Here is a 21,519-nt window from a genome sequence, read left to right on the forward strand (position 1 = left end):
CGTCCACGGTCGTAGGGCGTTCGTGGGGCCGCTCAGGTGTCGCCCGTCTCGGTGGGCACGTCGATGTCGCCGGCGATGATCGCGTCGCGGGCGTCCGAGACCGCGGTCACGATGTCGTCGGGGACCTCGCCGCCGATCTCGTCGCCGTAGACGCACTCGACGCCGTTCGACTCGAGGCCGAGCGCGACCGACTCGCCGCCCTGGTGGTTCCCGTCGATCACGTTCGAGACGGACTCGTAGACGGCGGTGTCGACGCGTTTCACCATCGAGGCGAGGATCACGTCGGAGAACTCGGCCTCGGTGATCGACTGGTCGAGGTCGACGCCGAAGGCGAACCGCTCCTCCTCCTGGGCCGCCTGGAACACGCCGACGCCGGTCGCACCCGACGCGTGGTAGACGATGTCCGCGCCGCTCTGGTACATCGAGAGCGCCGATTCCTGGCCGCCCGAGGGGTCGGCGTAACTGCCGACGTAGTTCGTGATGACGTCGACGTCGTCGGACGCGTAGTCGACGCCGGCCTCGAAGCCGGCCTGGAACCGCCGGATGACGGGACTGTCGACGCCGCCGACGAAGCCGACGTTCGTCGAGTCGGGGTCGGTCGAGCCCGCCCCGGCGGAGAACTCGGTCTCCGTCAGTCGCGCGGCGAGCACGCCCATCAGGAACGAGCCCTCGTGCTCGCGGAAGACGTAGCTCGCGACGTTGTCCTCCTCGACGACCGAGTCGACGAGCATGAAGTCCTGGTCGGGGAACTCCGGCGCGTTCTCGGCGAGCGCGTCCGTCTGGTTGAACCCGATACACGAAACCAGGTCGTAGTCCGGATCCGTCGAACTCGCGTACCGCTGCTGGAAGTCGCCGAACTCGCCGGTCCCCTCGGGCTGGGACTCGTCGTACGCGATGCCGAACTCCTCTTCGGCCTGGATGAGCCCCTGCTGAGCCGCGTCGTTGAACGAGTTATCGCCGAGCCCGCCGTCGGAGTAGACGATACCCACGGTCGCCGGAACGTCGTCGGAGCCGTCGTCGCCCCCGGAGTCGCCGCCCGGTCCGCCGCTACAGCCAGCGAGACCGACGAGGCCGGCCGCGCTCGCCGCCTTCAGGAACCGCCGCCGTTCGATGTCGGATGCCATATCACCTACATCCCCGGGCGAACGGGGCATAAACGCGTCGCTCTCCGGCTCGCGGCGGGTTCCCGGTCTCACGTCTCGATCCCGACGATCGCCGACTCGACGACCGATTCGACCGCCGCGACCAGCTCGTCGACGTCGTCGCTCTCGGCGTACACCCTGACGTACGGCTCGGTCCCCGAGGGACGGACCAGCGTCCACGACGCGTCGGGGAACTCCAGGCGAACCCCGTGGTCCGTGTCCACCGTCGCCTCCGGAAACGCCTCGGGGAGACGGTCGCTCAGGCGATCCATCGTTTCCGCCTTCCGGTCGTCGGGGCAGTCGACGCTGACCTTCCGGTACGGACGCTCCGTGACCGGCTCTCGGAGCGACTCGAGTCCCTCCGCCGCAACCAATCGGGCCGTCACCGCCGCCGAGCAGACTCCGTCGATCCAGCCGCCGAAGGCGGTGTGGACGTGTTTCCACGGCTCCGCCGCGAAGACGACCCCGGTGTCCGTTCCCGCCGAACCGGCCTCCTCCCGAACCGCCGCGATCCCCTCGTGGAGCGCGCCGAGCCGAACGCGCTCGACGCGACCCCCCGCGGCGCGGACGCGTTCGTCGATCCGCCCGGAAGCGTTCGGGGTCGTCACCACGACGGGGTCGGCGACGTCGCTCGCTCGAACGTATCGCTCGGCGAGGATCGCGAGCACGGTGTCCTCGTGGACGACCTCGCCGTCGGCGTCGACGACGACGATCCGGTCGGCGTCGCCGTCGTGGCCGATCCCGAATGCGAACCCCTCGCCCTCGCGGCCGGGCGCGTCGATGCCCTCGTTGGCGTCGGCCACGAACGCCCGGAGGTCACGGAGCGTCTCCGGCGTCGGCTTGCTCCCGCGGCCGGGGAAGTGGCCGTCGACGTTCCCGTTGAGCGTGACGACCGTCGCGCCGAGCTCGCGGAGGACGGTCGGCGTCGCCGGCGCGGACATCCCGTTGCCGCAGTCGACCGCGATACGGAGCCCGTCGAGGTCGACTTCAACTCCCCCGTCGTCGGCTCCGGACACGCCGCCGTTCCCCTCGAACCCCGCCGCGTACTCGCGAACGTCCTCGAGGTATCTCCCCAGCGTGTCGATCCGATCGGCTCCCGTCCACGCGTCCCACGCTGCGGGCGGCTCCTCGGCCTCGACGCGCGCTTCGACGGCCAGCTCCAGCTCGCGGTCGAACTCGACGCCGTCGCGGAAGAGCTTGATCCCGTTGTCCGAAGGCGGGTTGTGCGAGGCGGTGAGCATCACCCCGTATCGTCCGCGCGAGGCGTGTGCCAGCGCCGGCGTCGGGAGCGTCCCCGCTCGGAGCACCTTCGCGCCGCCGGAGGCGAGCCCGGACTCCGTCGCGGCCGCGATCGCCGGGCCGCTCACCCGCCCGTCGCGGGCGAGGACGACCTCCGGCGGCTCCGACGAGTCGGCGGCCGTATCGTCGCTTCCGTCGACGGGCGACGGTCCCCGTTCCCGTGCTTCCGCCGCCACCGCACGACCGATCGCGAGCGCGAGTTCGGGCGTCACCCGCTCCTCGACGCGGCCGCGAACCCCCGCGGTTCCGAACAGTTCCATGTCGGTCCGATCGGTCGCCGGTCGTTAGTACCCGTCGGTCCGGTCCGTGCGGGTCGCTACGGGTCGAGGAGCTTCGCTTCGGCCTTCCGGAGATGCTCGAGCATCGTCGTCTTCGAGACGTCCAGGTCGTCGGCGAGCTCGCGCGTGGAGGTCCCGCGGGGCCACTCGTAGTAGCCCTGTTCGCGGGCGTGTTCGTACACCTCCCGCTGTGTCGTCGTGAGCGTGTCGAGGCGGTGTTCGCGGGCGCTCCTCTGGCCGTTCCCCGACGCCGACATCGACTCGATGCTCACCTCGGCCCCGGTCGCCTCGCGGACCGCGTCGAGCGACTCGCGGATCCCGGAACGCTCGCCGACGAAACACACCTGCCACTCCTCGTGTCCGTCCTCGATACGGACCGGGGCGCTGTGGACGAACCCGTTCTCGAGCAGGGTCGGACACATCATGTCGGTCGGGTCGTACTCCACGAAGAACTCGCGGACCACGTTGCCCGGGGCGTCGCGAGCGCGACCGAACCGCTGTTGGAGCTCCAGGAGGTCTCCCGAGTGCTCGGAGGCGCGGATCGCGTCGAGCAGCGCCTCCACCTCCTCGTTCGTGTCCGCGAACGCGGTGAAGAGTCCGTTCACCGTGTTCGGCACGTCCCCGTCCGTCTTCGGGGAGTTGTAGATCGCGTGTGCGAGCACCCCGCCGTCGGTCCGGCTCGTCGCCTCGATGGCCCAGCAGTTCGGGTGCCACAGGTCGAGCGTCAGCCGGGTCCCCGACCACCCGTCGGCGTCGTTCGCGTCGAGCGCAGCCATGATGGGTTCTCCTAGACCCTCCCACGGTAATGAATCTCCCGACCATGGTAGGGTGGGGAGTTTGGCGTCCGCGGAGAGAAGGGTCTCTCATGGCAGACGCCTACAACCACTACATCGACGGCGAGTGGGTCGACGGCGAGGGAACGGAAACCTTCGAGAGCGAGAACCCCGCGACGGGGGAGACGCTCGGCGAGTTCCGGAAGGGAACGCCGGCGGACGCCGACCGCGCGGTCGCGGCCGCGGACGAGGCGTTCGAGGAGTGGCGCGAGCTCTCGCGGATCGACCGCGCGGAGTACCTCTGGGACGTCTACCACGAGCTCCGCGAGCGGACCGACGAGCTCGGAGCGATCGTCTCCAAGGAGTGCGGCAAGGAGATAAGCGAGGGGAAAGCGGACGTGGTCGAGGCCGCCCACATGGTCGAGTGGGCCGCCGGCGACGCCCGCCATCCCAAGGGCGACATCGTCCCCTCGGAGATCCCCGCGAAGGACGCCTACATGCGCCGGAAACCGCGCGGCGTCACCGGCTGTATCACGCCGTGGAACTTCCCCGTCGCCATCCCGTACTGGCACATGGCCATCGCGCTGGTCGAGGGGAACACCGTCGTGTTCAAGCCCGCGGAGCAGACCCCGTGGTGTGCGCAGATCATCGCGGAGATGTTCGAGGACGCGGGCATCCCCGACGGCGTCTTCAACATGGTCCAGGGCTACGGCGACGCCGGCAACGCGATCGTCGAGAACGACGACGTCGACACCGTGATCTTCACGGGCTCGGCCGAGGTCGGACACCTGATCCAGGACAAGCTCGGCGGCGTCGCCGGCAAGCGCGCGGCCTGCGAGATGGGCGGCAAGAACGGCATCGTGATCACCGAGGAGGCCGACCTCGACGTCGCGGTCCACTCCGCAGTCATGTCCTCGTTTAAGACCACCGGCCAGCGCTGCGTCTCCTCCGAGCGGCTGATCGTCCACACGGACGTCTACGACGAGTTCAAGGAGCGCTTCGTCGAGGTCGCCGAGAGCGTCTCGGTCGGCGACCCGCTCGACGAGAACACGTTCATGGGGCCGCTCATCGAGGAGGAACACCGCGAGAAGGTCACTCGGAACAACGAGCGCGCCCGCGAGGAGGCGGAGAACGTGCTCGTCGACCGGACCGAACTCGACGACGAGGAGATCCCGGACGGTCACGAGGACGGCTACTGGGTGGGTCCGTTCGTCTACGAGGCCGACCCCTACGCGGACATCGACTGCATCAAGGAGGAGGTCTTCGGTCCCCACGTCGCGCTCTTGGAGTACGACGGCGACATCGAGGAGGCCGTCGAGATCCACAACGACACCGACTACGGGCTCGCCGGCGCGATCATCTCGGAGGACTACCGCCAGATCAACTACTTCCGTGACCGCGCCGAGATCGGCCTGGCGTACGGGAACCTGCCGTGTATCGGCGCGGAGGTCCAGCTGCCCTTCGGCGGCGTCAAGAAGTCCGGCAACGGCTACCCCTCCGCACGCGAGGCCATCGAGGCCGTCACCGACCGCACCGCCTGGACGCTGAACAACTCCAAGGAGATCGAGATGGCACAGGGCCTCTCGGCCGACATCAAGACGGACGACTGAGTGGCTCGGTACCTTCGATCTCTCGGATCTCCGTCTCCGTCTAAGATCCCAGTGAGTGACGTTTTCGGACTCGGTGCCGCTCACAACGATGGAAGTGGGCGTTCGAAGGGAGATCACCGACGGAACAGCCAAACGACCGAGCCGTAGACGTAACCGATCACGGTGGCGGTTCCGCTTGCCACTACGATCGTCACGGGGCTGATCCCGACGTACATCTCGAGGTATGGCGTGAGGACGCCGAGCGCGACGAGTAGTGCTCCGCCGCCGACGAGAGCGGTGTATCCACGGCTACCCAAACCCGTCCATCGATCCGAAAGTCGAACGGCCGTGGCAGCCGCGATCGCCCCACCATGGAGAAGCATCAGACCACGAACGAAGAACACGACGAATCCTAGAAGGAAGTTCGGCCCCGACCCCTCTTCGACGCCAGTTCGAAGGAGATATCCGTTGCCGTCGTACTCAACGACCGAGTAACGGAACTCGTCACTCATTCCAGGACCGTATATGAATTCGGACGGCAGGTCCTGTTTGTAGTAGCCGTCACAGACGAGCACGTAGTTTTCACACACGTCGGGGACGTATTCCGACGAGTCAGCACGCAGAGTCCGATCAAACAACTCCCGTGCCGTCGGGGACATCTCCTCGTACTCGTAGGTAATGTCTTCGAGATCCGTGTCATCTCCAAGCTCCAGTCCACCGGTGACGTCGTCGGCCGGTCCAGCTTCGATCTCGTGTTCGTAGTTATACGAGTTTGGCGAATACCCTGGACTGAACGTCCCGGCATAGAACGGAAGACCAACGAGTAGGAGAGCGACCACGACTGCGAACGCCACGACTCCAGTGTTGTCAACGTCCATTACACATGCCATCCGGATCCGTGAAATGGCGTATATCCCTTCCGGTCGGTGAGTGGGATTTCAACTCACCGTGGGATGTGGTTGATACCCAGCGCCCAACACGTGGTCTCCATCGAACATTCATTTCGTTTACTTCTCCTAGAAAATATGACTCGATGGGGTCGGATCCCCGTTTTCTCGCTTACCGACGAACCGATACCACCGTGGCGTTCCTCGACGTCCGCGACGAGGAGTTCACCCGAGTATCTAGACGATGCTCGGCGTGTACGGGTACTCGTACACCTCGCCGTTGTTGGCTTTGACCGTTGCGATGAGCACCAACACCAGGTCGATGATCGCGAAAAGCGGGAGCAACAGCAGTCCGACGAGGACGACCGTCAGGATCCCGGAGACCACGAACGCGACGAACATCACGATCTGGAAGTTCAACGAGTTCTTCGCGTTCTGTTTCACCAGCTCGTCGTCGTCGTCCGCGAGTACGAGGAACAGGACCGGCCCGAGGATGGAGGCGACGAGCGCCGACGCGTGCGCCAGCGCCGCGAGGGTCGTGTCGCCCTCGGCCGTCCGAGGCTCGTCGTTGCTAGATTCGACTGACATGTCCTACCGATCAGCCACAGCCGTGAAAAGTATTGTGTCGATATCCTCCGAAACGAACGGATCCGTTCGAAACGGTGAAGCCGACTCTCAGGCCTCCTCCGGGGCCTCGATCATTCCGTTCTGCCACATCCAGCGGGCGATCAGGATCGTCCCGAAGACGGACACGATGATCACCACGTAGAGCGGGTATCCCGGCAGGAACCCGAGGAACCCCCCCTCCAGGAGCGTCGTCATCGCCAGCGCCAGCACGAATCCGACGCCGGCCACCTTCGGGTAGTCCCGGCCGAACTGCGCGAAGATCGCCCCGAACACGGCGGGCACGAGGTACGAACCGAGCGCGGTCCGCCACAGTTCCGGGAGCGCCTGGAACACGGAGACGAGTGCGAACGCGCCGACGCCGAGCAGCGTCGTGTTGACGCCGATCGAGGCGGCGATGGCGACCGTCGAGATGATGCTCCCCTCGGAGGTCCCGGTCTGTACGTCCGCGCTCTCCTGTGCCGCGGCGGCACACGGTAACCGGAGGTTCGAGATGTTCCCGGAGAGGAACGCCATGTACGTGCCCGGGATCCCCAACACGGGGTAGTACGAGATCGGTTCGATGAACCAGAAGATGCCGTACGTCGCCGCGACCGCGACGAACGCGCTCGTGATCGCCTCCGTCGGCGGGAGGATGTCGAACACCGTCAACAGGACGATCGCGGGCCCGAACGAGAGCGCCACCGCGAGGAGGTTCGTCCTGCGTCCCCAGGTGTTGATGTACGGGACGAAGCTGTCCCGATAGACGTCCGTGCCGCCGTCCGTGGACGCGCGTGGATCGTTCCCCGACATTACCACCAACTCCCCACCGTCACCTGAAGGGCCACGCCGACGACGAGGCCGACGATCATCGCGGTTCCGAGCGCCCACTCCCGGATCCACTGCACGTCCCTCTCGTCCGCTATTCGTAACAGGATCAACATCACGATCCCCCCGGCGGCCACAGATCCCGTCTCGGGCGTTCCCGCCGCGACCTCTCCCGTCAGAAAGTACGCGAACGCGCCGAGCATCGCCGCGGAGCTGATGACGGGGATGAGCTTCTCGCGACCGTTCCCCATCTTCTGTCTCAGTTTCTCCATGTGAGGGGTTCCGAAGGCGGAAAACAGCAACCAGCCGGTTCCACCCAGGGTCATCGTCCAGACGGCCGTCGCGTACGCGACCTCGGAGATGTCGTCGTCTCCCAGGCTGTATCCGAACTGGCTCACGCCCAACTCGGCCGCCGGCAGTTCGAACGCGACCGAACCGATCACGGAGAGGCGCATCCACGAGACGGGGCCGCCGACGGTGGCGATCAGCGCCAACATCCCGACCAGAACGGCGATGGCGGGTCCGATCGCCGATATCACGCCGGTTTTGAATCCGGACTTCAACTGCGCTTCCGAGAGCCCCATCTCCTTCCCGTCGCTCCACGCCCGCCGGAGGAAGATCGATGCCTGCAAAAGCACGACGAGGACGACCGGCAACGTCGACAGCCACAACCATCGACTGTTAGCGACGTCGAGATACGCCGAAACACTTGCCAACGATAACATGAACGTTCCTGCCACTTTCACACCTTCATATAAAATCAACGAGAACTGCGGCGTTCGCGTGGGATCGGAGGAGCCGCTGGGTGTCAGCTCCTTCTCGAAGACGAACGGCCCCACCGGCGAGGACGTACCACCCACCGTCGTCTTTACCGGTCCCCGGATCGAACGCTGCGGCGTATGTCGTCACGAACGCGAGCACACGTGTACGTCTCCGGGCGCGTTCAGGGCGTCTTCTACCGCGCGTCGACGCGGGACGCCGCCCGCGAGCGCGGCGTCGACGGATGGGTTCGAAACCTCGACGACGGACGCGTCGAGGCCGTCTTCGAGGGTACCGAAGCCGCCGTCGATGGGATGGTCGAATGGTGTCGCACGGGAAGCCCGGCCGCCGAGGTCGACGACGTCGACGCGACCTACGAGAACCCGGAGGGGATCGACGGCTTCGAAGTCCGCAGATGAGGCCACTCGACCCCCCTTAGACGCGCTCTTTCAGTTCGATCCGGTAGCCGAACGGGTCGCGAACGTACACCGCGCCCGCCTCGCCGGTCGCGCCGAGCGGCGACTCCAGCGTCTCCTCGACGTCGACGCCGGCCGCGTCGAGTTCGCTCTCTATCGCCTCGACTGACTCCTCGACGACGACCGCGACGTGGTCGTAGTTCGTCGCCGTCGGCGGCTCGAACTCCGCGGTCGGCCAGAGGTGGATCACCGCGGTTGCGGAGAGCCGCACGTCGAGGAAGGGCTTCTCTCCCGCCTCGTACCGGGCGTCCTCGATGCCGAAGCCGAGCCGGTCACGGTAGAACTCGCGGGCGTCGTCGACGCCGTCATCCGGGATCCGGAGGTTGACGTGGTCGATGTGGCGTGCCTTCACGGAGCGGGCGTTCGGGTGCGATCGGCAAAAACGTGTGGCGGCCGACCTCGCGTTCCCGTTCGAATTCCACGACCGCGGGATCGGACGCGATCGTATATATCCGATGCCGGCGGACCTCCACACATGGGCACGATCGACCGACCCGCACGCGTCGCGGTCCTCGTCGTCGTCGTCGCGCTCGCTGGGTTCCTGCTCTCGTCGCTACTGGTCGGGATCCCGGCGTCGAGCACCGTCGGCGGGATGGGCGGCATGGGTGCGGGGAGAACGGCCGGTAGCATGGGAATGATGGGTGGAATGGGACTCGCGTTCCTCCCGTTCCTCCTGTTCCCGCTCGTGGCAGTCCTCGCGTTGGGCTACGTCGGCATGCGCGCGCTTGCGGACGACGACGAACACGAACCGGCGGACGGCTCGGCCGACACGCCGGACCGAACCGACCCGATCGCCCGGATACAGCGCCGGTACACGGCGGGCGAGCTCACCGAGGCGGAGTTCGAGCGGGCGCTGGAGCGGGAACTCGAGGAGGAGTCCGTCGACGGGATGGTGGATCGATCGACGGTTGAGGCGTCCGAAACGACCGAATCGCGGTGAGCGTGTAGACCTCGAGTCGGCGACTGCCGGGCGACCGCTACGAGAACGCCTCGAGGACCCCCGCGCCGTCGGTGCTCGTCGCCACGTCGGGCAGCGTCGCGCGCTCCGGGTGGGGCATCAACACCGCGACCGTCTCGTGCTCGCCGAGGACGCCGGCGACGTTGTCGGTCGAACCGTTCGGGTTCGCCTCGTCGGTGGCGTTGCCGGCCTCGTCGCAGTACCGGAAGAGGACGCGGTCGTCGGCGACGAGCTCCTCGTGGGCGTCCGCCTCGATCTCGAAGCGTCCCTCGCCGTGGGCGATCGGGACCTCGATGACGTCGCCCTCGTCGTAGGCGGCGGTCCAGGGCGTGTCCGCGCGCTCGACGCGGAGGTGGACGGGTTCACACTGGAACCGCGCGGAGGCGTTGGTCGTGAACGCGCCGGGGGTGAGCCCGGATTCGGAGCCGATCTGTGCGCCGTTACAGACGCCGAGGACGGGAATCCCCGCCTCGGCCGCCTCGCGGACCTCCGCCATGATCGGTGCGCGAGCGGCCATCGCGCCCGCTCGAAGGTAGTCGCCGTACGAGAAGCCACCCGGGAGGACGATCCCGTCGGGATCCGCCGGGAGGCCGTCCTCGTGCCACCGGCGCTCGGCGTCGATCCCGAGGTGTCGGAGGGCGCGGACCGCGTCGCGGTCGCAGTTCGAGCCGCCGAACTGGACGACTGAAACCGTCATCGCTCCGCGACCGCGACGTCGTAGTCGTGGATCGTGGGGTTCGCGAGCAGCCGCTCGGCCATCTCGTCGGCGCGCGTCTCGGCCTCCTCGGCGTCGGCGGCCTCGAGGTCGAGCTCGAACCGGTCCGCCGAGCGGAGCGCGGAGAGCTCGAACCCGAGACGTTCGAGCGCCTTTTTCGTCGTCTCGGCCTCCGGGTCGAGCACCCCCCGCTTCAGCCGGACCGTCACGGTCGCGGTGAATTCGGTCATCGTCCGAAGGTGCGGGTTCGTGTGTAAAAACCGTTTTGGAACGACTCGTCTATACACGTACGTGGATCTATTTCGGTCGATCGTCGGGGATCACGGACGGAACGGAACGAAAGGGGCAAAGCCCTCCGGGGTCTGGTGGAGGTGTATGCCATCGTTCGAACCGGCGGAGGTGATCGGCGCATGACCCGCGAACTGACCGAGATCACGGTCGTCGGAGGAGACGAGACGGGACTCATCGCCCGGGTCACCTCCCTGCTGTTCGAGCGGGGGATCAACATCGAGGGGCTCGACCAGGCGGTCCGCGACGGCGTCTTCCGGATGACCACGCGGGTCGACACCGCGGAGATGACGACCTCCCGCGGCGAGCTCCGGCGCGCGCTCGCCGAGCTCGGCCGCGACCTCGACGTCGACATCCAGGTGCGGTTCCCGAGCGACCGGGGCGCGAGGCGGGTCGCGCTGCTCGTCACGAAGGAGACCCACGTCCCCGAGGCGATGCTGGAGGCGGAGGCGAACGGCGAACTCGCCGAGGACGGCGAGGCCGAGATCCCGGTCGTGATCGGCAACCGCGGCGACCTTCGATCGCTTGCCGAGCGCTACGACAAGCCCTTCTACGACGTCGGCGACGGGAGCGGCAACACCGACGAGGGGCGACTGCTCGATCTCCTGGCCGAGTACGACGTGGACCTGATCGCGTTGGCCCGCTACATGCGGATCCTCTCGCCGGAGGTCGTCTTCCGCTACGAGGGCCGGATAATCAACGTCCACCCCTCCCTCCTGCCCGCCTTCCCCGGCGCGGAGGCGTATCGGCAGGCGAAGGACGCCGGCGTTCGGATCGCGGGCGTCACCTCCCACTACGTGACGACCGACCTCGACCAGGGTCCGGTCATCGCCCAGCGCGCCTTCGACGTGCCCGACGGCGCGAGCGTCGAGGAGATCAAACGCCGGGGGCAACCCCTCGAGGCCGAGGTGTTGCTGGAGGCGGTCCGGCTTCACCTGGCGGACGCGATCGCGGTCCACCGCGGTACCGTCCACGTGCGAGAGGGAACGGAGGCGGACCCGGATCTCGGCCTCCCCGCGGCCGCGAGCGAGGCGAACCCGGACGAGCCGGTCGACGGCGAGCCGCTGACACGCCCGGACCCGCCGACGCCCGGGTCCGACTAAGCGGCGGCGTCCGGCCCCGATCGAGCGACCACGACGTTTTTATCCGAACTCGCGCCTAGAGCCACCGAATGTGCGGACGTGACGACCGACCGATCGGGGCCGACGCCCGGGCAACCATCCGGAGCGACGACCGCGTGATCGTGGTCTTCCTGCTGCTCCTGTCGATGGTCGTACTCGCCGTCCTGGTCTACTACTCCGTGACGATCCTGGAGGGGCTTCCGGACGTCCTGCCCGACCTCGTCCGACCCGCGTGAACGGCGCTCCGTCCGGCCTCGCCATCGATCAGTCCTCGAACCTTTCGGCGTCGTCGAGGTCGTACCGTCAACGTCGCTTCCGCTACCGAACGTCGCTTCGGTCACCATCGTTCCCGTCAACGCTACTCCCGTCGATCGCCTCCGTCACGTGGGCGTGGTACTCCCGGAGCGCCGTCGACTCGTCGTCCGCGATCACCAAGTCGGAGTCGACGAGCGTCGCCAGTCCGAACGAGAGCGGCGTCGGCGACTCCGTCGTGTGGTGGACGACCCGGATCCGCCCGCCGTCGATCCCCTCGAGGACCTCGCGGATCCCCGCCGCATCGAGGTCGTCCTCGAGGAGCTCGCGATAGGTCTCCTCGAGGACGGCGAACCCCTCGAGACCGGTCACGAACGGCAGCAGCATCTCCGCCGACAGCTGCTGTTGGGCGGCCGTCTTCTCGCGGCCCTTGTAGCGTTTCAGCACCATGAGTGCCCGACCGGCGACGATCCGGAAGGTCCGTTTCAGGCGGTCGGTCCCCTCGAGCGCGTCGCGGAGGTCCTCACGAACGGTCTCCGGATCGAGCCCGCGGAGGACGCCCGCCACGTCGACCTTGCGGTTCAGCGGGACGGCGAGGCTGAAACCGTCGTCGTCGACCGCGCGGACGACGTCGGCGTCGGTCCGACTCGAACACTCGGCGGCGACCAGCCGGGACAGGCCGTCGTTGAACCGCCGCCCGTACAGCGTGTGGACGTAGAACCGGCGCTTGTACGCCTCCCGGTCGAGTTCCTCCTCGACGACGATCCGCGAGGGCGTCGAGACGCTCTCGACGCCGGCGTACCGGACCTGTTCGTCGTAGGTCCGCGCGATCGCTCGGATCGCGTTCTCGTCGAGGGAGTGGTCGCGCAGCCACGTGCGAACCGCCGGCGGGCCGCCGTCCTCCAGTCGATCGAGGAGCTCCGCTCGGAACGTGAGCACCTCGCGGGAGAGGTCGGACGACAGCGGAAGCCGCTCGGCGTACCAGGTGGGGACCGTCGCCCGCTCCGTCGTCCGGTCGACGTACACCTTCGACCCGCGGCGGTAGCGGAACGCGAACCGCTCGCCGCCGAGCGCGAACACGTCGCCGGGCCCGATCGTGTCGAGGTACGTCTCGTCGAGGGTCCCGACCCGCTCGTCCTCGCGGGTGTACACGGCACAGCTGAACGAGTCGGGAATGGTCCCGACGTTGGTCATGTAGATGACTCGAGCGAGCCGGCCGCGCTTGCCGACGAGCGTCTCGCCGACCGGGTGCCCCTCGTGGTGGTGTTCGCCGTCTGGCGGATCGTTCGCGTCCCGCCACACCTTCGGGTAGACGTTCCGCTCCGTCAGCCCCTCGTAGTCGGCGGTGAGGTACCGCAAAAGCGACTCGTAGCGGTCCGCGTCGAAGTCGCGGTACGGCCACGCTCGACGGAGGATCTCCCGAACCTCCCGGTCCGGCCGGATCCGGTTTATCGCCATCCCGTACACGTGTTGGGCGGCGACGTCCGCGGCGTTCTCGGGAACGGTTATCCGGTCGACGAAACCCGACTCCGCGCGGGCGACCGTGGCCGCACACTCCACCAGCTCGTCGCGGTCGAGCGCGAACACTCGCCCCTCGACGGTCTCGCCCGGGCTGTGACCCGCCCGGCCGACCCGCTGGAGGAGGGCGGCGACCGACTTCGGCGACCCGACCTGGACGACGAGATCGAGGTGGGGCATGTCGATGCCGAGTTCGAGGCTCGTCGAGGTGGTGACCACGTCGAGGTCGCCCGACTTCAACCCCTCCTCGATCCGGACCCGCTGGGCTCCCCCGATGCTCCCGTGATGGCAGCCGGAGTTCGACTCGTCGTACTCGAACCGTTCCCTGAGCTCCTTGAGAACCCGCTCCGCGCCGGACCGGGAGTTCGTGAACACCAGCGTGTTCTCGTGACCCTCGATCAGCTCGCGGAGGTCCCCGTAGAACCGGTCGGTGACGACCGACCGCGGCGTGTGGACGAGGTCCGCGCTCGGGGTTCGAAGCTCGAGGTCGAACTCCCTGCCGAACCGCGCGTCGACGACCTCGTACTCGCGGGGAACGAACCCGTCGGGATCGCCGACCTCGCCGGCGACCCGCTCGCGCCCGACCAGGAACTCCGCGATCCCCTCCAGCGGGTCCACCGTCGCCGAACAGCCGATCCGGGTCGGCGAGCCGTCGGCGAGCTCCTCCAGGCGTTCGAGCGAAAGGGAGAGGTGGGTCCCGCGTTTGTTCCCCGCCAGCGAGTGGATCTCGTCGACGATCACGTACTCGACGGTCCGCAGCTTCTCCTTGAACTTCGGCGAGTTGAGCAGGATCGCCAGCGTCTCGGGCGTCGTGTTGAGGACGTGAGGCGTCTCCTCGAGCATCGACCGCCGGTCCGCCTCGTCGGTGTCGCCGTGGCGGATCGCCTGGCGGACGTTCGGATCGCCGTGGCGGTCGGCGTCGCCGTCGAAGTCGCCGGAGTCGCCGGAGTCGCCGCGGTCGTCGCTCGCTGCGACCCGTTCCGTCAGCTCCGCGAGGGGCGTCTCGAGGTTTCGCTCGATGTCGTTCGCGAGCGACTTGAGCGGCGAGACGTACAGACAGTACACCGAGTTCTCCAGGTCGCTGGCACGGTCACGCGCGAAGAGGTCGTCGAGGACGGCGGTGAACGCTGCCAGCGTCTTCCCGCTGCCCGTCGGCGCGGCCACGAGACAGTTCCGCCCGGCGGCGACGTGCGGGATCCCCCCGCGCTGTGGCGGCGTGAAGAGGCCGCCGTTCTCAGCGACGTACTCGCCGAACGTCTCGACCCACCACCGGCTGACTACCGGCGAGAGGTGTTCGAGGACGGCCGCGTCGCGGATCGGGACCGTCTCGGGATCGAACGACCAGTCGCGGTCGGCCCCGACCTCACGAAGGAGCCGCCTCGCCCGCGCCTCGGCGGCGGCTCCGGTCGTCCCGTCCGCGCTGTCGGTCACGAACCGAACGTGGGGCCACGGAGCCAAAGCGGTTGTGACGGGCTCGGTTCGGATCCCTCCCGCGGACCTACCCCGAGAAGTCGGTCAGGGACCCGTCCGAACCCTCGTCGGCATCGCCGTCGGTCGACTCTCCGTCCCCGTTACCGTCGCCGATCTCCTCGGGCTCCGTCCACGGATCGTCTCGATCCACCGGCGCGACGGCGTGATCAAGCTCTTCCGCCGAGTAGACGACGTCGTCGTCGAGCGCCATCGCGAGCCGCTGCCAGCGGGCGCTCGTCTCGTCTTCACCCTCGGGGCCGACCCGCGCGCCGCGAAGCTTGAAAAACCGCGTCCCGCGGTCGCGTTTGGCCCCCTCGCCGGTGTGGCCGTCGAGGGCGACGTCGAACTCGCCGCCGGCCTCGAGGTCGCCGGCGGGGAAGTCGTGATCGGGCTTTTCGCCGCGTTCGAAGGCCTCGGCCCGCTCCTCGGCGACCGCGGAGAAGTAGGCGTCGGCGTTCGACGACTCGCGGGTCGATCGGGCGCGGGCGGCCGCGAGCGCCGCGTGGACGGCACACAGCCGGCCGCGCCACGCGTCGGGTTCCCAGCGCTCGGTGGCGAGTTCCTCGTAGCGCTCGACGAGCAGGGCGACGTCGCTTCCGGCGCGGAGGTCCTCGACGACGTAGAGGTTCAGCCGGTCCCAGAGGTTCCAGGCGTATCCCGAGCGGGCGAGCTCCCAGGCAGCCCAGGCCGCGACCTCCTCGTCCGAGCGGCGGACCGCCTTCTGGAGGAGGCTGGAGACGGCGTACCGGCTGTATCCCCCGTCGGTCTCGTTTTCGGCCTTCCGCTCGCCGAAGTCGTTCTCGCCGGTGGCCTCCGGCGTGGTGTCGGTCTCGAGGCTGCCGTCGGTTCCGAACGTGGCCTGTCGCTCCGGTCCCTCGTCGCTCATACGTACCGCTCCCGCCGCGACCGACTTAACGACGGCGCGCCGTGGTCGACGTCCCTCTGGTGGTTCAGGTGTGCCATTCCCCGGACCGTATCGGCATCGAAAGGGAACCCTTAAGTCGGATCCAGCGGGTAGAATTCAGTGACCGCCCTTAGCTCAGCCTGGTAGAGCAGCCGACTGTAGATCGGCTTGTCCCCCGTTCAATTCGGGGAGGGCGGACTTCCTTTCAAGCCGATTCGTAGTCGACGGTAGATCGGCTTGTCCCCCGTCTCCGCGAGCGTAGCGAGTGGGGAACAGTGAGACGACCGGAGGGAGTCTCACGCGTTTCAATTCAGGGATAGCGGACTGAAATTCACCGTTGATTCCGGATACACTCCGGAATCAGTGATCTGAGGCTTCAGAAGACCTGGTCTGGTAGGCTGGGTTTTCAGAAAACGGGCGAGAAAACCGGAGTGGAACGGCAGTGCCAACGACCTCTTCGTAGTCGGGCGATCGGATGCTCAACGTCGAGGAGGGAAGTACGAACGCGGCGGCCGGGTGCGCGATCAGTAATGGTCAGTTCCGTCCACCGGCGGAAATTTATAACACCACCAGACCTACCGAGGGCTATGACGGGTTCGGAGTGGCGCTCCGAGGAGGACGACCGGCCCTCGGCGGACCTGAAGTTCGGCGAAGCGCTCGCCGAACTCGCCGTCGAGGAGGCGGTGGGGAGCAGGATTCGAATGCGGAACGAGCGAAGCGAGTTCACGTTTTTCCATCGACCTTTTTCCGAGAGCGGTTGCGAGCGAAGCGAGCGATCCGACTCGGAAAAGTCGGAGTGAGGAGATCGAGTACCCTCGCCGAGCCGGACAGTTAAGTGCGCGTTCCCGGTTGTTGAACCCATGACTGACCGCGGAACACGAGAGGCCGTGTGTGAGCACATCGCCGAGAACCGCGACGAGACGCTCGCGTTCCTCTCCGAGCTGGTCGCCGCCCGATCGCTTCCGGGCGAGGAGGGGCCGGCGCAGGCCGTGATGGTCGAGACGTTCGAGGCGTTCGGGCTCGACGTGGACACCTGGGAGCCGGACGCCGAGGCGCTCCGGAGTCATCCGGCCTTCTTCGAGACGACGCCGTTCGAGGAGTACGGCTACGAGGGACGCGAGAACGTCGCCGCGACCGACCCCGGGTCCGGAGACGGCCGATCGCTCGCGCTCAGCGGACACGTCGACGTCGTGCCGCCGGACCCGGTCGACGCCTGGGAACACGATCCCTGGGAGACGCACCTCGAGAACGGGCGGCTGTACGGCCGCGGCACGTTCGACATGAAGGGCGGGATCGCCGCGTTCGTGGCCGCCTACGACGCGCTTCGGGAACTCGGCGTCGAACTGCGCGGCGACTTGACCCTCCAGACGACGATCGAGGAGGAGGCCGGCGGCGTCGGCGGCGTGCTCTCGGCGCTCGAGCGAGGATACCGGCCCGACGCCGCGATCATCCCGGAGCCGTCGGGCGTCCCCACGGTCGGCGTCGCGAGCGCGGGCGTGTTGTACTTCCGCGTGACCGTCCCCGGGAAGCCAGCCCACACCGCGTACAAGTTCCTCGGAGTCGACGCCGTCGGGAAGGGATACGAGATCTACCGGGCGCTCGAGGCGCTCCACGAGGAGCGGAACGAGCGGATCGACGACTACGGGCCGTCGATCAACCAGTACGCCGAAGCCGAGGGGAGCACCACGAACCTGAGCCTGACCGACATCCACGTCCCCGGGTCGTGGACCTCGACCGTCCCCGGGGAGGTCGTGATGGAGTATCGCATCGGCTGGCCGCCGAGCGCGGGACAGACGCGTGAGGACGTGCGGGCGGAGGTGACGGAGACGATCCGACGGGTCGCCGAGAACGACGACTGGCTCGCGGAACACCCGCCGGAGATCGAGTGGTTCGGCTGGAGCACGGACCCCCACGAGATCGACTACGACAGCGACTTCTTCGGACTCGTGTGCGAGGAGACGGAGCGGGTCACGGGCGGCGAGGTGGAGTACCGCGGCGGGTTGGGCGGGAACGACGAGCGGTTCTACAACCGCTACTACGACGTTCCCTGTCCGAGCGTCGGTCCGAGCGGCGGGAACGGCCACGGGACCGACGAGTACGTCGACGTCGACTCGCTCGTCGACACCGCACAGGTCCTCGCGCTGACGACGATGGAGTGGTGCGGCGTCGAGGAGTAGCGACCGCTCACCTCCCCTCGCGCGCGATGTCCCGAACGCTCGCGGCGACGACGACCGCGGCGTCGCGCAGTTGGTCGAGCGCGAGGTTCTCGTCCGGTCCGTGGACGTTCGAGTCTCGACCGCCGGGCCCGAACTTGACGGCCTTCGTCCCGCCGGCGTGGAAGTGTCCGGCGTCGGAGCCGCCCCGGGTGCCGCGGACGGGTACGTCGCCTATCACCCCGTTCGCGTTCGCTGCGACCGCGCGGACGTGCGGGTCCTCGGCGTCCGATCGAAACGCCTTCGTCCGGCTCGTCGCCGTCACCGTCGCCGACGTTCCCGCCGGGAGGTCCGTCCCGGCGACGACCTCGCGGACCTCCCGTTCCGCGGCCGCGGCGTCGTGATCCGGCGGCACCCGACGGTCGACCGTGAACGAGCAGGCCGGCGGGACGACGTTGGTCTCGACCCCACCCTCGATCGTCGAGGGCGTACAGGTGGCGCTCCCGACGCCGGGGACCTCGCTCTCCCGGTCCGCGAGGTCGTCGCCGTGTGCGTCGAGCGACTCGACGAGCCGTGCGGCCGCGACCACCGCGTTGGCGCCCTCCTCGGGTTCGAGCCCGGCGTGCGCCGACGCCCCCTCGACGTCGACCCGGAGCGTGAGCACGCCGGAGGAGGCGTACTCGACCGCGTAGGTGCTTCCCTCGACGATCGCGTAATCGGCCTCGAGCGCGCCGCTCTCGACCAGGTGGCCCGCGCCGGCCTCCCCGCCGGTCTCCTCGTCGGCCGTCAGCGCGAGTACGACCGTGGCGTCCTCGGGGAGCAGCCCGCTCTGCTCCAGCGCGCGCGTCGCCAGCGTGTAGGCGGCGATCCGACCCTTCGAGTCGCGCGCGCCGCGGCCGTAGATCCGACCGTCCTCGACCGTGGCGCCGAAGGGATCGTACGTCCAGTTGGACGCCTCGACGGGGACCGTGTCGATGTGGGCGTTGAGCGCGATCGTCGGGCCGGTCCCGCGGGTCGCGTACGCGAGGACGTTCGGCCGCGGGTGCGGGAGGTCGAGCTCGTCCACGAGCGCCGCGGGTGCCCGCTCGATATCGACGTCCCAGCCGTACCCCTCGTACTCGGTCGTCAGGAGGTCGACGATCGCGGCGTAGTCGCCGGGCGGGTTCACGCTCGGCGTTCGGACCATCGCCTCGAGGAACGCGACCGCGTCGTCGGCGAGGTCGTCCACCGCGTCGCCCAGCGTCTCGAGTTCCGCGTCGGAAGCCATCTCACACCCCCAGCTCGTCAGCGAACTCGTCGAACGTCCCGACCTCGAGGTCCGGCTCGCGGAGGAAGTCCTCCCACTCGGTGCCGGCTCGGTTCATCCAGGCTCCCTGCATCCCGGTGTGGAGTGCCCCCTGGATGTCGTACCACGACGCGGTGACGTGGACGATCTCGGAGACGGCCGTGTCGGCCCGGCTCGCGGCGTGTCGGTAGAGCTTCCGGTCCGGCTTACACGCGCCGGCGTCGGCGGCGCTCACCGTGTCGACGAGCAGATCGTCGATCCCCGCGTGCGCGACCAACTCGTCCAGCATGTCCGGGTCCCCGTTCGAGAGCAGGTAGACCTCGTACCCGGCCTCCCGCAGGCGCTCGAGCCCGCCGCGGACGTCGTCGTACACCTCCAACTCGCCCACGGTGTCGAGGATCGCCTCCCGCTCGTCGGGAGTGACGTCCGCGTCCGCCACCTGTAACGCGTAATCCAACGACGTCTCGTAGCGTTCCCACGTCGGCCTGAAGTCGTCCAACACCGCCGAAGTGAGACCGTACAGGCTTCCTCGGAGGTCCCAGATCCGCGCGATCGCCTCGGGGTTGTCGGTGTGTTCTCGGAGCGCCCGCTCGGTCGACAGCTCGTCGACGAGCGTGCTGTAGGAGTCGACGAAGACGGTCTCGACGCGGTCCGTGTCCAGAGTCATCACTGTACGGTCGGGTCACAGACGGGCATAAAACCACGTCCGCCGCGGCGGAAAGGGCCGAGGGAGGTCGAGAGGGGCCGAGGGCATCGCCGAACCCGTGGCAGCCTCAGATCCGCCCCTCCACCCGGAACTTCCCGATCGGAACGTCGGTGTCCCCGGTCGTCGTGAGGTCGGCGAGCGACTCGCCGATCACGCTACAGAACTTGAATCCCGACCCCGAGAAGCCGGCCGCGATCGAGACCTGCGGGTAGTCGGGGTGGGTGTCGACGTAGAAGTGACCGTCGACCGACTCCGTGACGATACACGAGGACATCCCCATGGTCGGTCCGTTTCCGGTCGGCAGGTGGTTCTCCGGCAACCGTCTGAGGAACTCGTCGTCCTGGAGGGTCGGCTCCGTGCGCCAGTCGTCCGGGTCGATCGCCTCGGGCGTCTCGGGCTCCCGTCCGAACTTGTACCCCGGTCGCTCGTAGGTCGGGAACCCGTAGTAGGACCCCTCGGGCACCCGTATCGTGAATCCCGGGAACGCCTCCGGCGTGAAGTGCTCCTCCCGCTCCGGCTGGACCCAGATCATCACCCGTCGTTCGGGGTTCAGGCTCCCGGAGAGCACGTCCAGGTGTTTCGCGGCCCACGCGCCCGACGAGACGACGAGGTGGTCGGCGGCGTAGGTTCCCCGGTCGGTCCGCACGCGCACGCCGTCGCCGACGGCCTCCCAGTCGAGCACGCGTTCGCGGGCGTGGACCGTCCCGCCGTGTGCCTGTGCGCGGCGGACGTGTGCCGTGACCGCCCGTTCGCTCGCGAGGAAGCCGCCGTCGTCCTGGTAGATCCCCACGTAGTCCTCCGGGAGGTCGTACGCCGGGAACCGCTCCTCGATCTCGGCGGCCGACAGCGTCTCGTATTCGACGTCGTGGCGGTCACACGCCGCGGTCGCGTCGGCGATCTTCTCGCCGTCTGGCGGCCCGATCCCGATCGTTCCGGTCTCGACGAACAGCTCCCATCCGATCTCGTCCTCCAGCTCGAGCCAGCGGTCCCGTGCCCGCTTCACGAGCGGCACGTACTCGTGGCCCTTGGTCTGTGGCAGTCGCAGGAGTCGGGACTCGCCGTGGGAGGAGCCGTGGGCGTGTGGCACGTCGTACCGCTCGATCCCGAGGACGTCGACGCCGCGTTTCGCGAGGTGGTAGGTGGCGGCGCTGCCCATCCCGCCCACGCCGACGACGATCACCTCGTAGGTCTCGTCCGGTGTCATCGGCTCACGTTTCGGAGACCGCGAGGAAAACGCTTCGGCGACTCGTCCCGTTCGATCGGTTCACGTCGATTCACATCGATACTGCTGTCGGCGCGTGCCCGTGAGCGCCCGCCGGGGCGCGAACCGGCCCGCGCGAGGGAGTCGCGAGTGAAACGAGCGACGAGGCTGGGGAGGCGTGAGGTGCGGGGCTGTGCGGGGCGGTTGCGGTTGGGTGGGGCTCAAAGGGGCAGTCGTGAGGGCGACGCTCGGCGACGTAAGCACCGCAGAGAGTGAGCGTAGCGAACGACTGAGGAGCACAACGAGTCGCACGA

At 68.1% G+C, this 21,519-nt stretch carries 22 protein-coding genes and 1 tRNA gene; 8 read left to right on the forward strand and 15 right to left on the reverse strand.

Going from position 1 to position 21,519, the window contains the following annotated elements; translation table 11 throughout:
- Nucleotides 1-32: 32 nt before the first annotated feature.
- The 3 genes from OKW78_RS00305 to OKW78_RS00315 form a co-directional block, all read right to left on the reverse strand.
- A complete protein-coding gene (locus OKW78_RS00305) occupies nucleotides 33-1,124 on the reverse strand; it encodes a BMP family protein (protein WP_281193342.1) in 1,092 nt (363 codons plus the stop codon).
- 68 nt (nucleotides 1,125-1,192) lie between these two features.
- The gene (locus OKW78_RS00310) at nucleotides 1,193-2,701 is read right to left on the reverse strand and encodes a phosphomannomutase (protein ID WP_281193343.1); all 1,509 of its coding nucleotides are present in this window, start codon (nucleotides 2,699-2,701) and stop codon (nucleotides 1,193-1,195) included.
- A 56-nt stretch (nucleotides 2,702-2,757) separates the two neighbouring features.
- Nucleotides 2,758-3,495 carry a helix-turn-helix domain-containing protein gene (locus OKW78_RS00315; protein ID WP_281193344.1) on the reverse strand — a complete coding sequence of 246 codons (738 nt, stop codon included), beginning with the start codon at nucleotides 3,493-3,495 and terminating at the stop codon, nucleotides 2,758-2,760.
- A gap of 89 nt (nucleotides 3,496-3,584) precedes the next feature.
- On the opposite strand from OKW78_RS00315, the gene OKW78_RS00320 reads away from it, so the two are divergent.
- Nucleotides 3,585-5,102 (forward strand): aldehyde dehydrogenase family protein, encoded by a 1,518-nt coding sequence (locus OKW78_RS00320; RefSeq protein WP_281193345.1) that lies wholly within the window; start codon nucleotides 3,585-3,587, stop codon nucleotides 5,100-5,102.
- A gap of 113 nt (nucleotides 5,103-5,215) precedes the next feature.
- On the opposite strand, the gene OKW78_RS00325 is transcribed toward OKW78_RS00320, so the two are convergent.
- The 4 genes from OKW78_RS00325 to OKW78_RS00340 form a co-directional block, all read right to left on the reverse strand.
- A complete protein-coding gene (locus OKW78_RS00325; protein ID WP_281193346.1) occupies nucleotides 5,216-5,959 on the reverse strand; it encodes a hypothetical protein in 744 nt (247 codons plus the stop codon).
- Nucleotides 5,960-6,205: 246 nt separating this feature from the next.
- Entirely contained in the window at nucleotides 6,206-6,556 is a 351-nt protein-coding gene (locus OKW78_RS00330) for a DUF4870 domain-containing protein (RefSeq protein WP_281193347.1), read from the reverse strand.
- A gap of 87 nt (nucleotides 6,557-6,643) precedes the next feature.
- The gene (locus OKW78_RS00335; protein ID WP_281193348.1) at nucleotides 6,644-7,384 is read right to left on the reverse strand and encodes a hypothetical protein; all 741 of its coding nucleotides are present in this window, start codon (nucleotides 7,382-7,384) and stop codon (nucleotides 6,644-6,646) included.
- Nucleotides 7,384-8,115, reverse strand: coding sequence for a DUF5058 family protein (locus OKW78_RS00340; RefSeq protein WP_281193349.1), 732 nt, complete (start codon nucleotides 8,113-8,115; stop codon nucleotides 7,384-7,386). The genes OKW78_RS00335 and OKW78_RS00340 overlap by 1 nt, the downstream gene beginning before the upstream one ends.
- Before the next feature lie 183 nt (nucleotides 8,116-8,298).
- On the opposite strand from OKW78_RS00340, the gene OKW78_RS00345 reads away from it, so the two are divergent.
- The gene (locus tag OKW78_RS00345) at nucleotides 8,299-8,577 is read left to right on the forward strand and encodes an acylphosphatase (RefSeq protein ID WP_281193350.1); all 279 of its coding nucleotides are present in this window, start codon (nucleotides 8,299-8,301) and stop codon (nucleotides 8,575-8,577) included.
- 16 nt (nucleotides 8,578-8,593) lie between these two features.
- Here OKW78_RS00345 and OKW78_RS00350 read toward each other — a convergent pair whose 3' ends face one another.
- Complete coding sequence (locus OKW78_RS00350) at nucleotides 8,594-8,986, reverse strand: VOC family protein (RefSeq protein WP_281193351.1); 393 nt, start codon at nucleotides 8,984-8,986, stop codon at nucleotides 8,594-8,596.
- Nucleotides 8,987-9,109: 123 nt separating this feature from the next.
- Between OKW78_RS00350 and OKW78_RS00355 the strand changes: the two genes are divergently transcribed.
- Complete coding sequence (locus tag OKW78_RS00355; RefSeq protein WP_281193352.1) at nucleotides 9,110-9,574, forward strand: SHOCT domain-containing protein; 465 nt, start codon at nucleotides 9,110-9,112, stop codon at nucleotides 9,572-9,574.
- A gap of 37 nt (nucleotides 9,575-9,611) precedes the next feature.
- On the opposite strand, the gene purQ is transcribed toward OKW78_RS00355, so the two are convergent.
- The gene (purQ, locus tag OKW78_RS00360; RefSeq protein ID WP_281193353.1) at nucleotides 9,612-10,289 is read right to left on the reverse strand and encodes a phosphoribosylformylglycinamidine synthase I; all 678 of its coding nucleotides are present in this window, start codon (nucleotides 10,287-10,289) and stop codon (nucleotides 9,612-9,614) included.
- Nucleotides 10,286-10,537 carry a phosphoribosylformylglycinamidine synthase subunit PurS gene (gene purS, locus OKW78_RS00365; RefSeq protein WP_281193354.1) on the reverse strand — a complete coding sequence of 84 codons (252 nt, stop codon included), beginning with the start codon at nucleotides 10,535-10,537 and terminating at the stop codon, nucleotides 10,286-10,288. The genes purQ and purS overlap by 4 nt, the downstream gene beginning before the upstream one ends.
- A gap of 180 nt (nucleotides 10,538-10,717) precedes the next feature.
- Between purS and OKW78_RS00370 the strand changes: the two genes are divergently transcribed.
- Nucleotides 10,718-11,698 carry a formyltransferase family protein gene (locus OKW78_RS00370; RefSeq protein WP_281193355.1) on the forward strand — a complete coding sequence of 327 codons (981 nt, stop codon included), beginning with the start codon at nucleotides 10,718-10,720 and terminating at the stop codon, nucleotides 11,696-11,698.
- Between the two features lie 68 nt (nucleotides 11,699-11,766).
- Nucleotides 11,767-11,952, forward strand: a complete 186-nt coding sequence (locus tag OKW78_RS00375) for a hypothetical protein (protein ID WP_122104610.1) — start codon at nucleotides 11,767-11,769, stop codon at nucleotides 11,950-11,952.
- Between the two features lie 82 nt (nucleotides 11,953-12,034).
- Here OKW78_RS00375 and OKW78_RS00380 read toward each other — a convergent pair whose 3' ends face one another.
- Nucleotides 12,035-14,917 (reverse strand): ATP-dependent helicase, encoded by a 2,883-nt coding sequence (locus tag OKW78_RS00380; protein WP_281193356.1) that lies wholly within the window; start codon nucleotides 14,915-14,917, stop codon nucleotides 12,035-12,037.
- Between the two features lie 67 nt (nucleotides 14,918-14,984).
- The gene (locus OKW78_RS00385) at nucleotides 14,985-15,842 is read right to left on the reverse strand and encodes a hypothetical protein (protein WP_281193357.1); all 858 of its coding nucleotides are present in this window, start codon (nucleotides 15,840-15,842) and stop codon (nucleotides 14,985-14,987) included.
- 142 nt (nucleotides 15,843-15,984) lie between these two features.
- Here OKW78_RS00385 and OKW78_RS00390 point away from each other — a divergent pair.
- From OKW78_RS00390 to OKW78_RS00400, 3 genes are all read left to right on the forward strand, one after another.
- Nucleotides 15,985-16,058 (forward strand) — tRNA-Tyr (locus tag OKW78_RS00390).
- A 332-nt stretch (nucleotides 16,059-16,390) separates the two neighbouring features.
- Complete coding sequence (locus OKW78_RS00395) at nucleotides 16,391-16,660, forward strand: hypothetical protein (RefSeq protein WP_281193358.1); 270 nt, start codon at nucleotides 16,391-16,393, stop codon at nucleotides 16,658-16,660.
- Nucleotides 16,661-16,720: 60 nt separating this feature from the next.
- The gene (locus OKW78_RS00400) at nucleotides 16,721-18,037 is read left to right on the forward strand and encodes an ArgE/DapE family deacylase (protein ID WP_281193359.1); all 1,317 of its coding nucleotides are present in this window, start codon (nucleotides 16,721-16,723) and stop codon (nucleotides 18,035-18,037) included.
- Between the two features lie 7 nt (nucleotides 18,038-18,044).
- Here OKW78_RS00400 and OKW78_RS00405 read toward each other — a convergent pair whose 3' ends face one another.
- From OKW78_RS00405 to solA, 3 genes are all read right to left on the reverse strand, one after another.
- Nucleotides 18,045-19,280: a M20 family metallopeptidase gene (locus OKW78_RS00405; RefSeq protein WP_281193360.1), complete on the reverse strand. Its 1,236-nt coding sequence runs from the start codon at nucleotides 19,278-19,280 to the stop codon at nucleotides 18,045-18,047.
- A gap of 1 nt (nucleotide 19,281) precedes the next feature.
- Nucleotides 19,282-19,965 (reverse strand): HAD-IA family hydrolase, encoded by a 684-nt coding sequence (locus OKW78_RS00410; protein ID WP_281193361.1) that lies wholly within the window; start codon nucleotides 19,963-19,965, stop codon nucleotides 19,282-19,284.
- Nucleotides 19,966-20,071: 106 nt separating this feature from the next.
- Nucleotides 20,072-21,208, reverse strand: a complete 1,137-nt coding sequence (solA, locus tag OKW78_RS00415; RefSeq protein ID WP_281193362.1) for an N-methyl-L-tryptophan oxidase — start codon at nucleotides 21,206-21,208, stop codon at nucleotides 20,072-20,074.
- Nucleotides 21,209-21,519 lie beyond the last annotated feature (311 nt).

The organism is Halorubrum sp. F4 (assembly GCF_027257195.1).
Taxonomy (GTDB): Archaea; Halobacteriota; Halobacteria; order Halobacteriales; family Haloferacaceae; genus Halorubrum.

Excerpts from the sequence above, each read along its gene's own strand:
- OKW78_RS00305 (WP_281193342.1), bottom strand. The coding sequence starts at position 1,124 with ATGGCATCCGACATCGAACGGCGGCGGTTCCTGAAGGCGGCGAGCGCG.
- OKW78_RS00395 (WP_281193358.1), top strand. The coding sequence starts at position 16,391 with ATGGTCAGTTCCGTCCACCGGCGGAAATTTATAACACCACCAGACCTA.
- OKW78_RS00355 (WP_281193352.1), top strand. The coding sequence starts at position 9,110 with ATGGGCACGATCGACCGACCCGCACGCGTCGCGGTCCTCGTCGTCGTC.
- purQ (WP_281193353.1), bottom strand. The coding sequence starts at position 10,289 with ATGACGGTTTCAGTCGTCCAGTTCGGCGGCTCGAACTGCGACCGCGAC.
- solA (WP_281193362.1), bottom strand. The coding sequence starts at position 21,208 with ATGACACCGGACGAGACCTACGAGGTGATCGTCGTCGGCGTGGGCGGG.
- OKW78_RS00310 (WP_281193343.1), bottom strand. The coding sequence starts at position 2,701 with ATGGAACTGTTCGGAACCGCGGGGGTTCGCGGCCGCGTCGAGGAGCGG.
- OKW78_RS00345 (WP_281193350.1), top strand. The coding sequence starts at position 8,299 with ATGTCGTCACGAACGCGAGCACACGTGTACGTCTCCGGGCGCGTTCAG.
- OKW78_RS00320 (WP_281193345.1), top strand. The coding sequence starts at position 3,585 with ATGGCAGACGCCTACAACCACTACATCGACGGCGAGTGGGTCGACGGC.
- purS (WP_281193354.1), bottom strand. The coding sequence starts at position 10,537 with ATGACCGAATTCACCGCGACCGTGACGGTCCGGCTGAAGCGGGGGGTG.
- OKW78_RS00410 (WP_281193361.1), bottom strand. The coding sequence starts at position 19,965 with ATGACTCTGGACACGGACCGCGTCGAGACCGTCTTCGTCGACTCCTAC.
- OKW78_RS00335 (WP_281193348.1), bottom strand. The coding sequence starts at position 7,384 with ATGTCGGGGAACGATCCACGCGCGTCCACGGACGGCGGCACGGACGTC.
- OKW78_RS00385 (WP_281193357.1), bottom strand. The coding sequence starts at position 15,842 with ATGAGCGACGAGGGACCGGAGCGACAGGCCACGTTCGGAACCGACGGC.
- OKW78_RS00375 (WP_122104610.1), top strand. The coding sequence starts at position 11,767 with ATGTGCGGACGTGACGACCGACCGATCGGGGCCGACGCCCGGGCAACC.
- OKW78_RS00400 (WP_281193359.1), top strand. The coding sequence starts at position 16,721 with ATGACTGACCGCGGAACACGAGAGGCCGTGTGTGAGCACATCGCCGAG.
- OKW78_RS00330 (WP_281193347.1), bottom strand. The coding sequence starts at position 6,556 with ATGTCAGTCGAATCTAGCAACGACGAGCCTCGGACGGCCGAGGGCGAC.
- OKW78_RS00315 (WP_281193344.1), bottom strand. The coding sequence starts at position 3,495 with ATGGCTGCGCTCGACGCGAACGACGCCGACGGGTGGTCGGGGACCCGG.
- OKW78_RS00325 (WP_281193346.1), bottom strand. The coding sequence starts at position 5,959 with ATGGACGTTGACAACACTGGAGTCGTGGCGTTCGCAGTCGTGGTCGCT.
- OKW78_RS00370 (WP_281193355.1), top strand. The coding sequence starts at position 10,718 with ATGACCCGCGAACTGACCGAGATCACGGTCGTCGGAGGAGACGAGACG.
- OKW78_RS00405 (WP_281193360.1), bottom strand. The coding sequence starts at position 19,280 with ATGGCTTCCGACGCGGAACTCGAGACGCTGGGCGACGCGGTGGACGAC.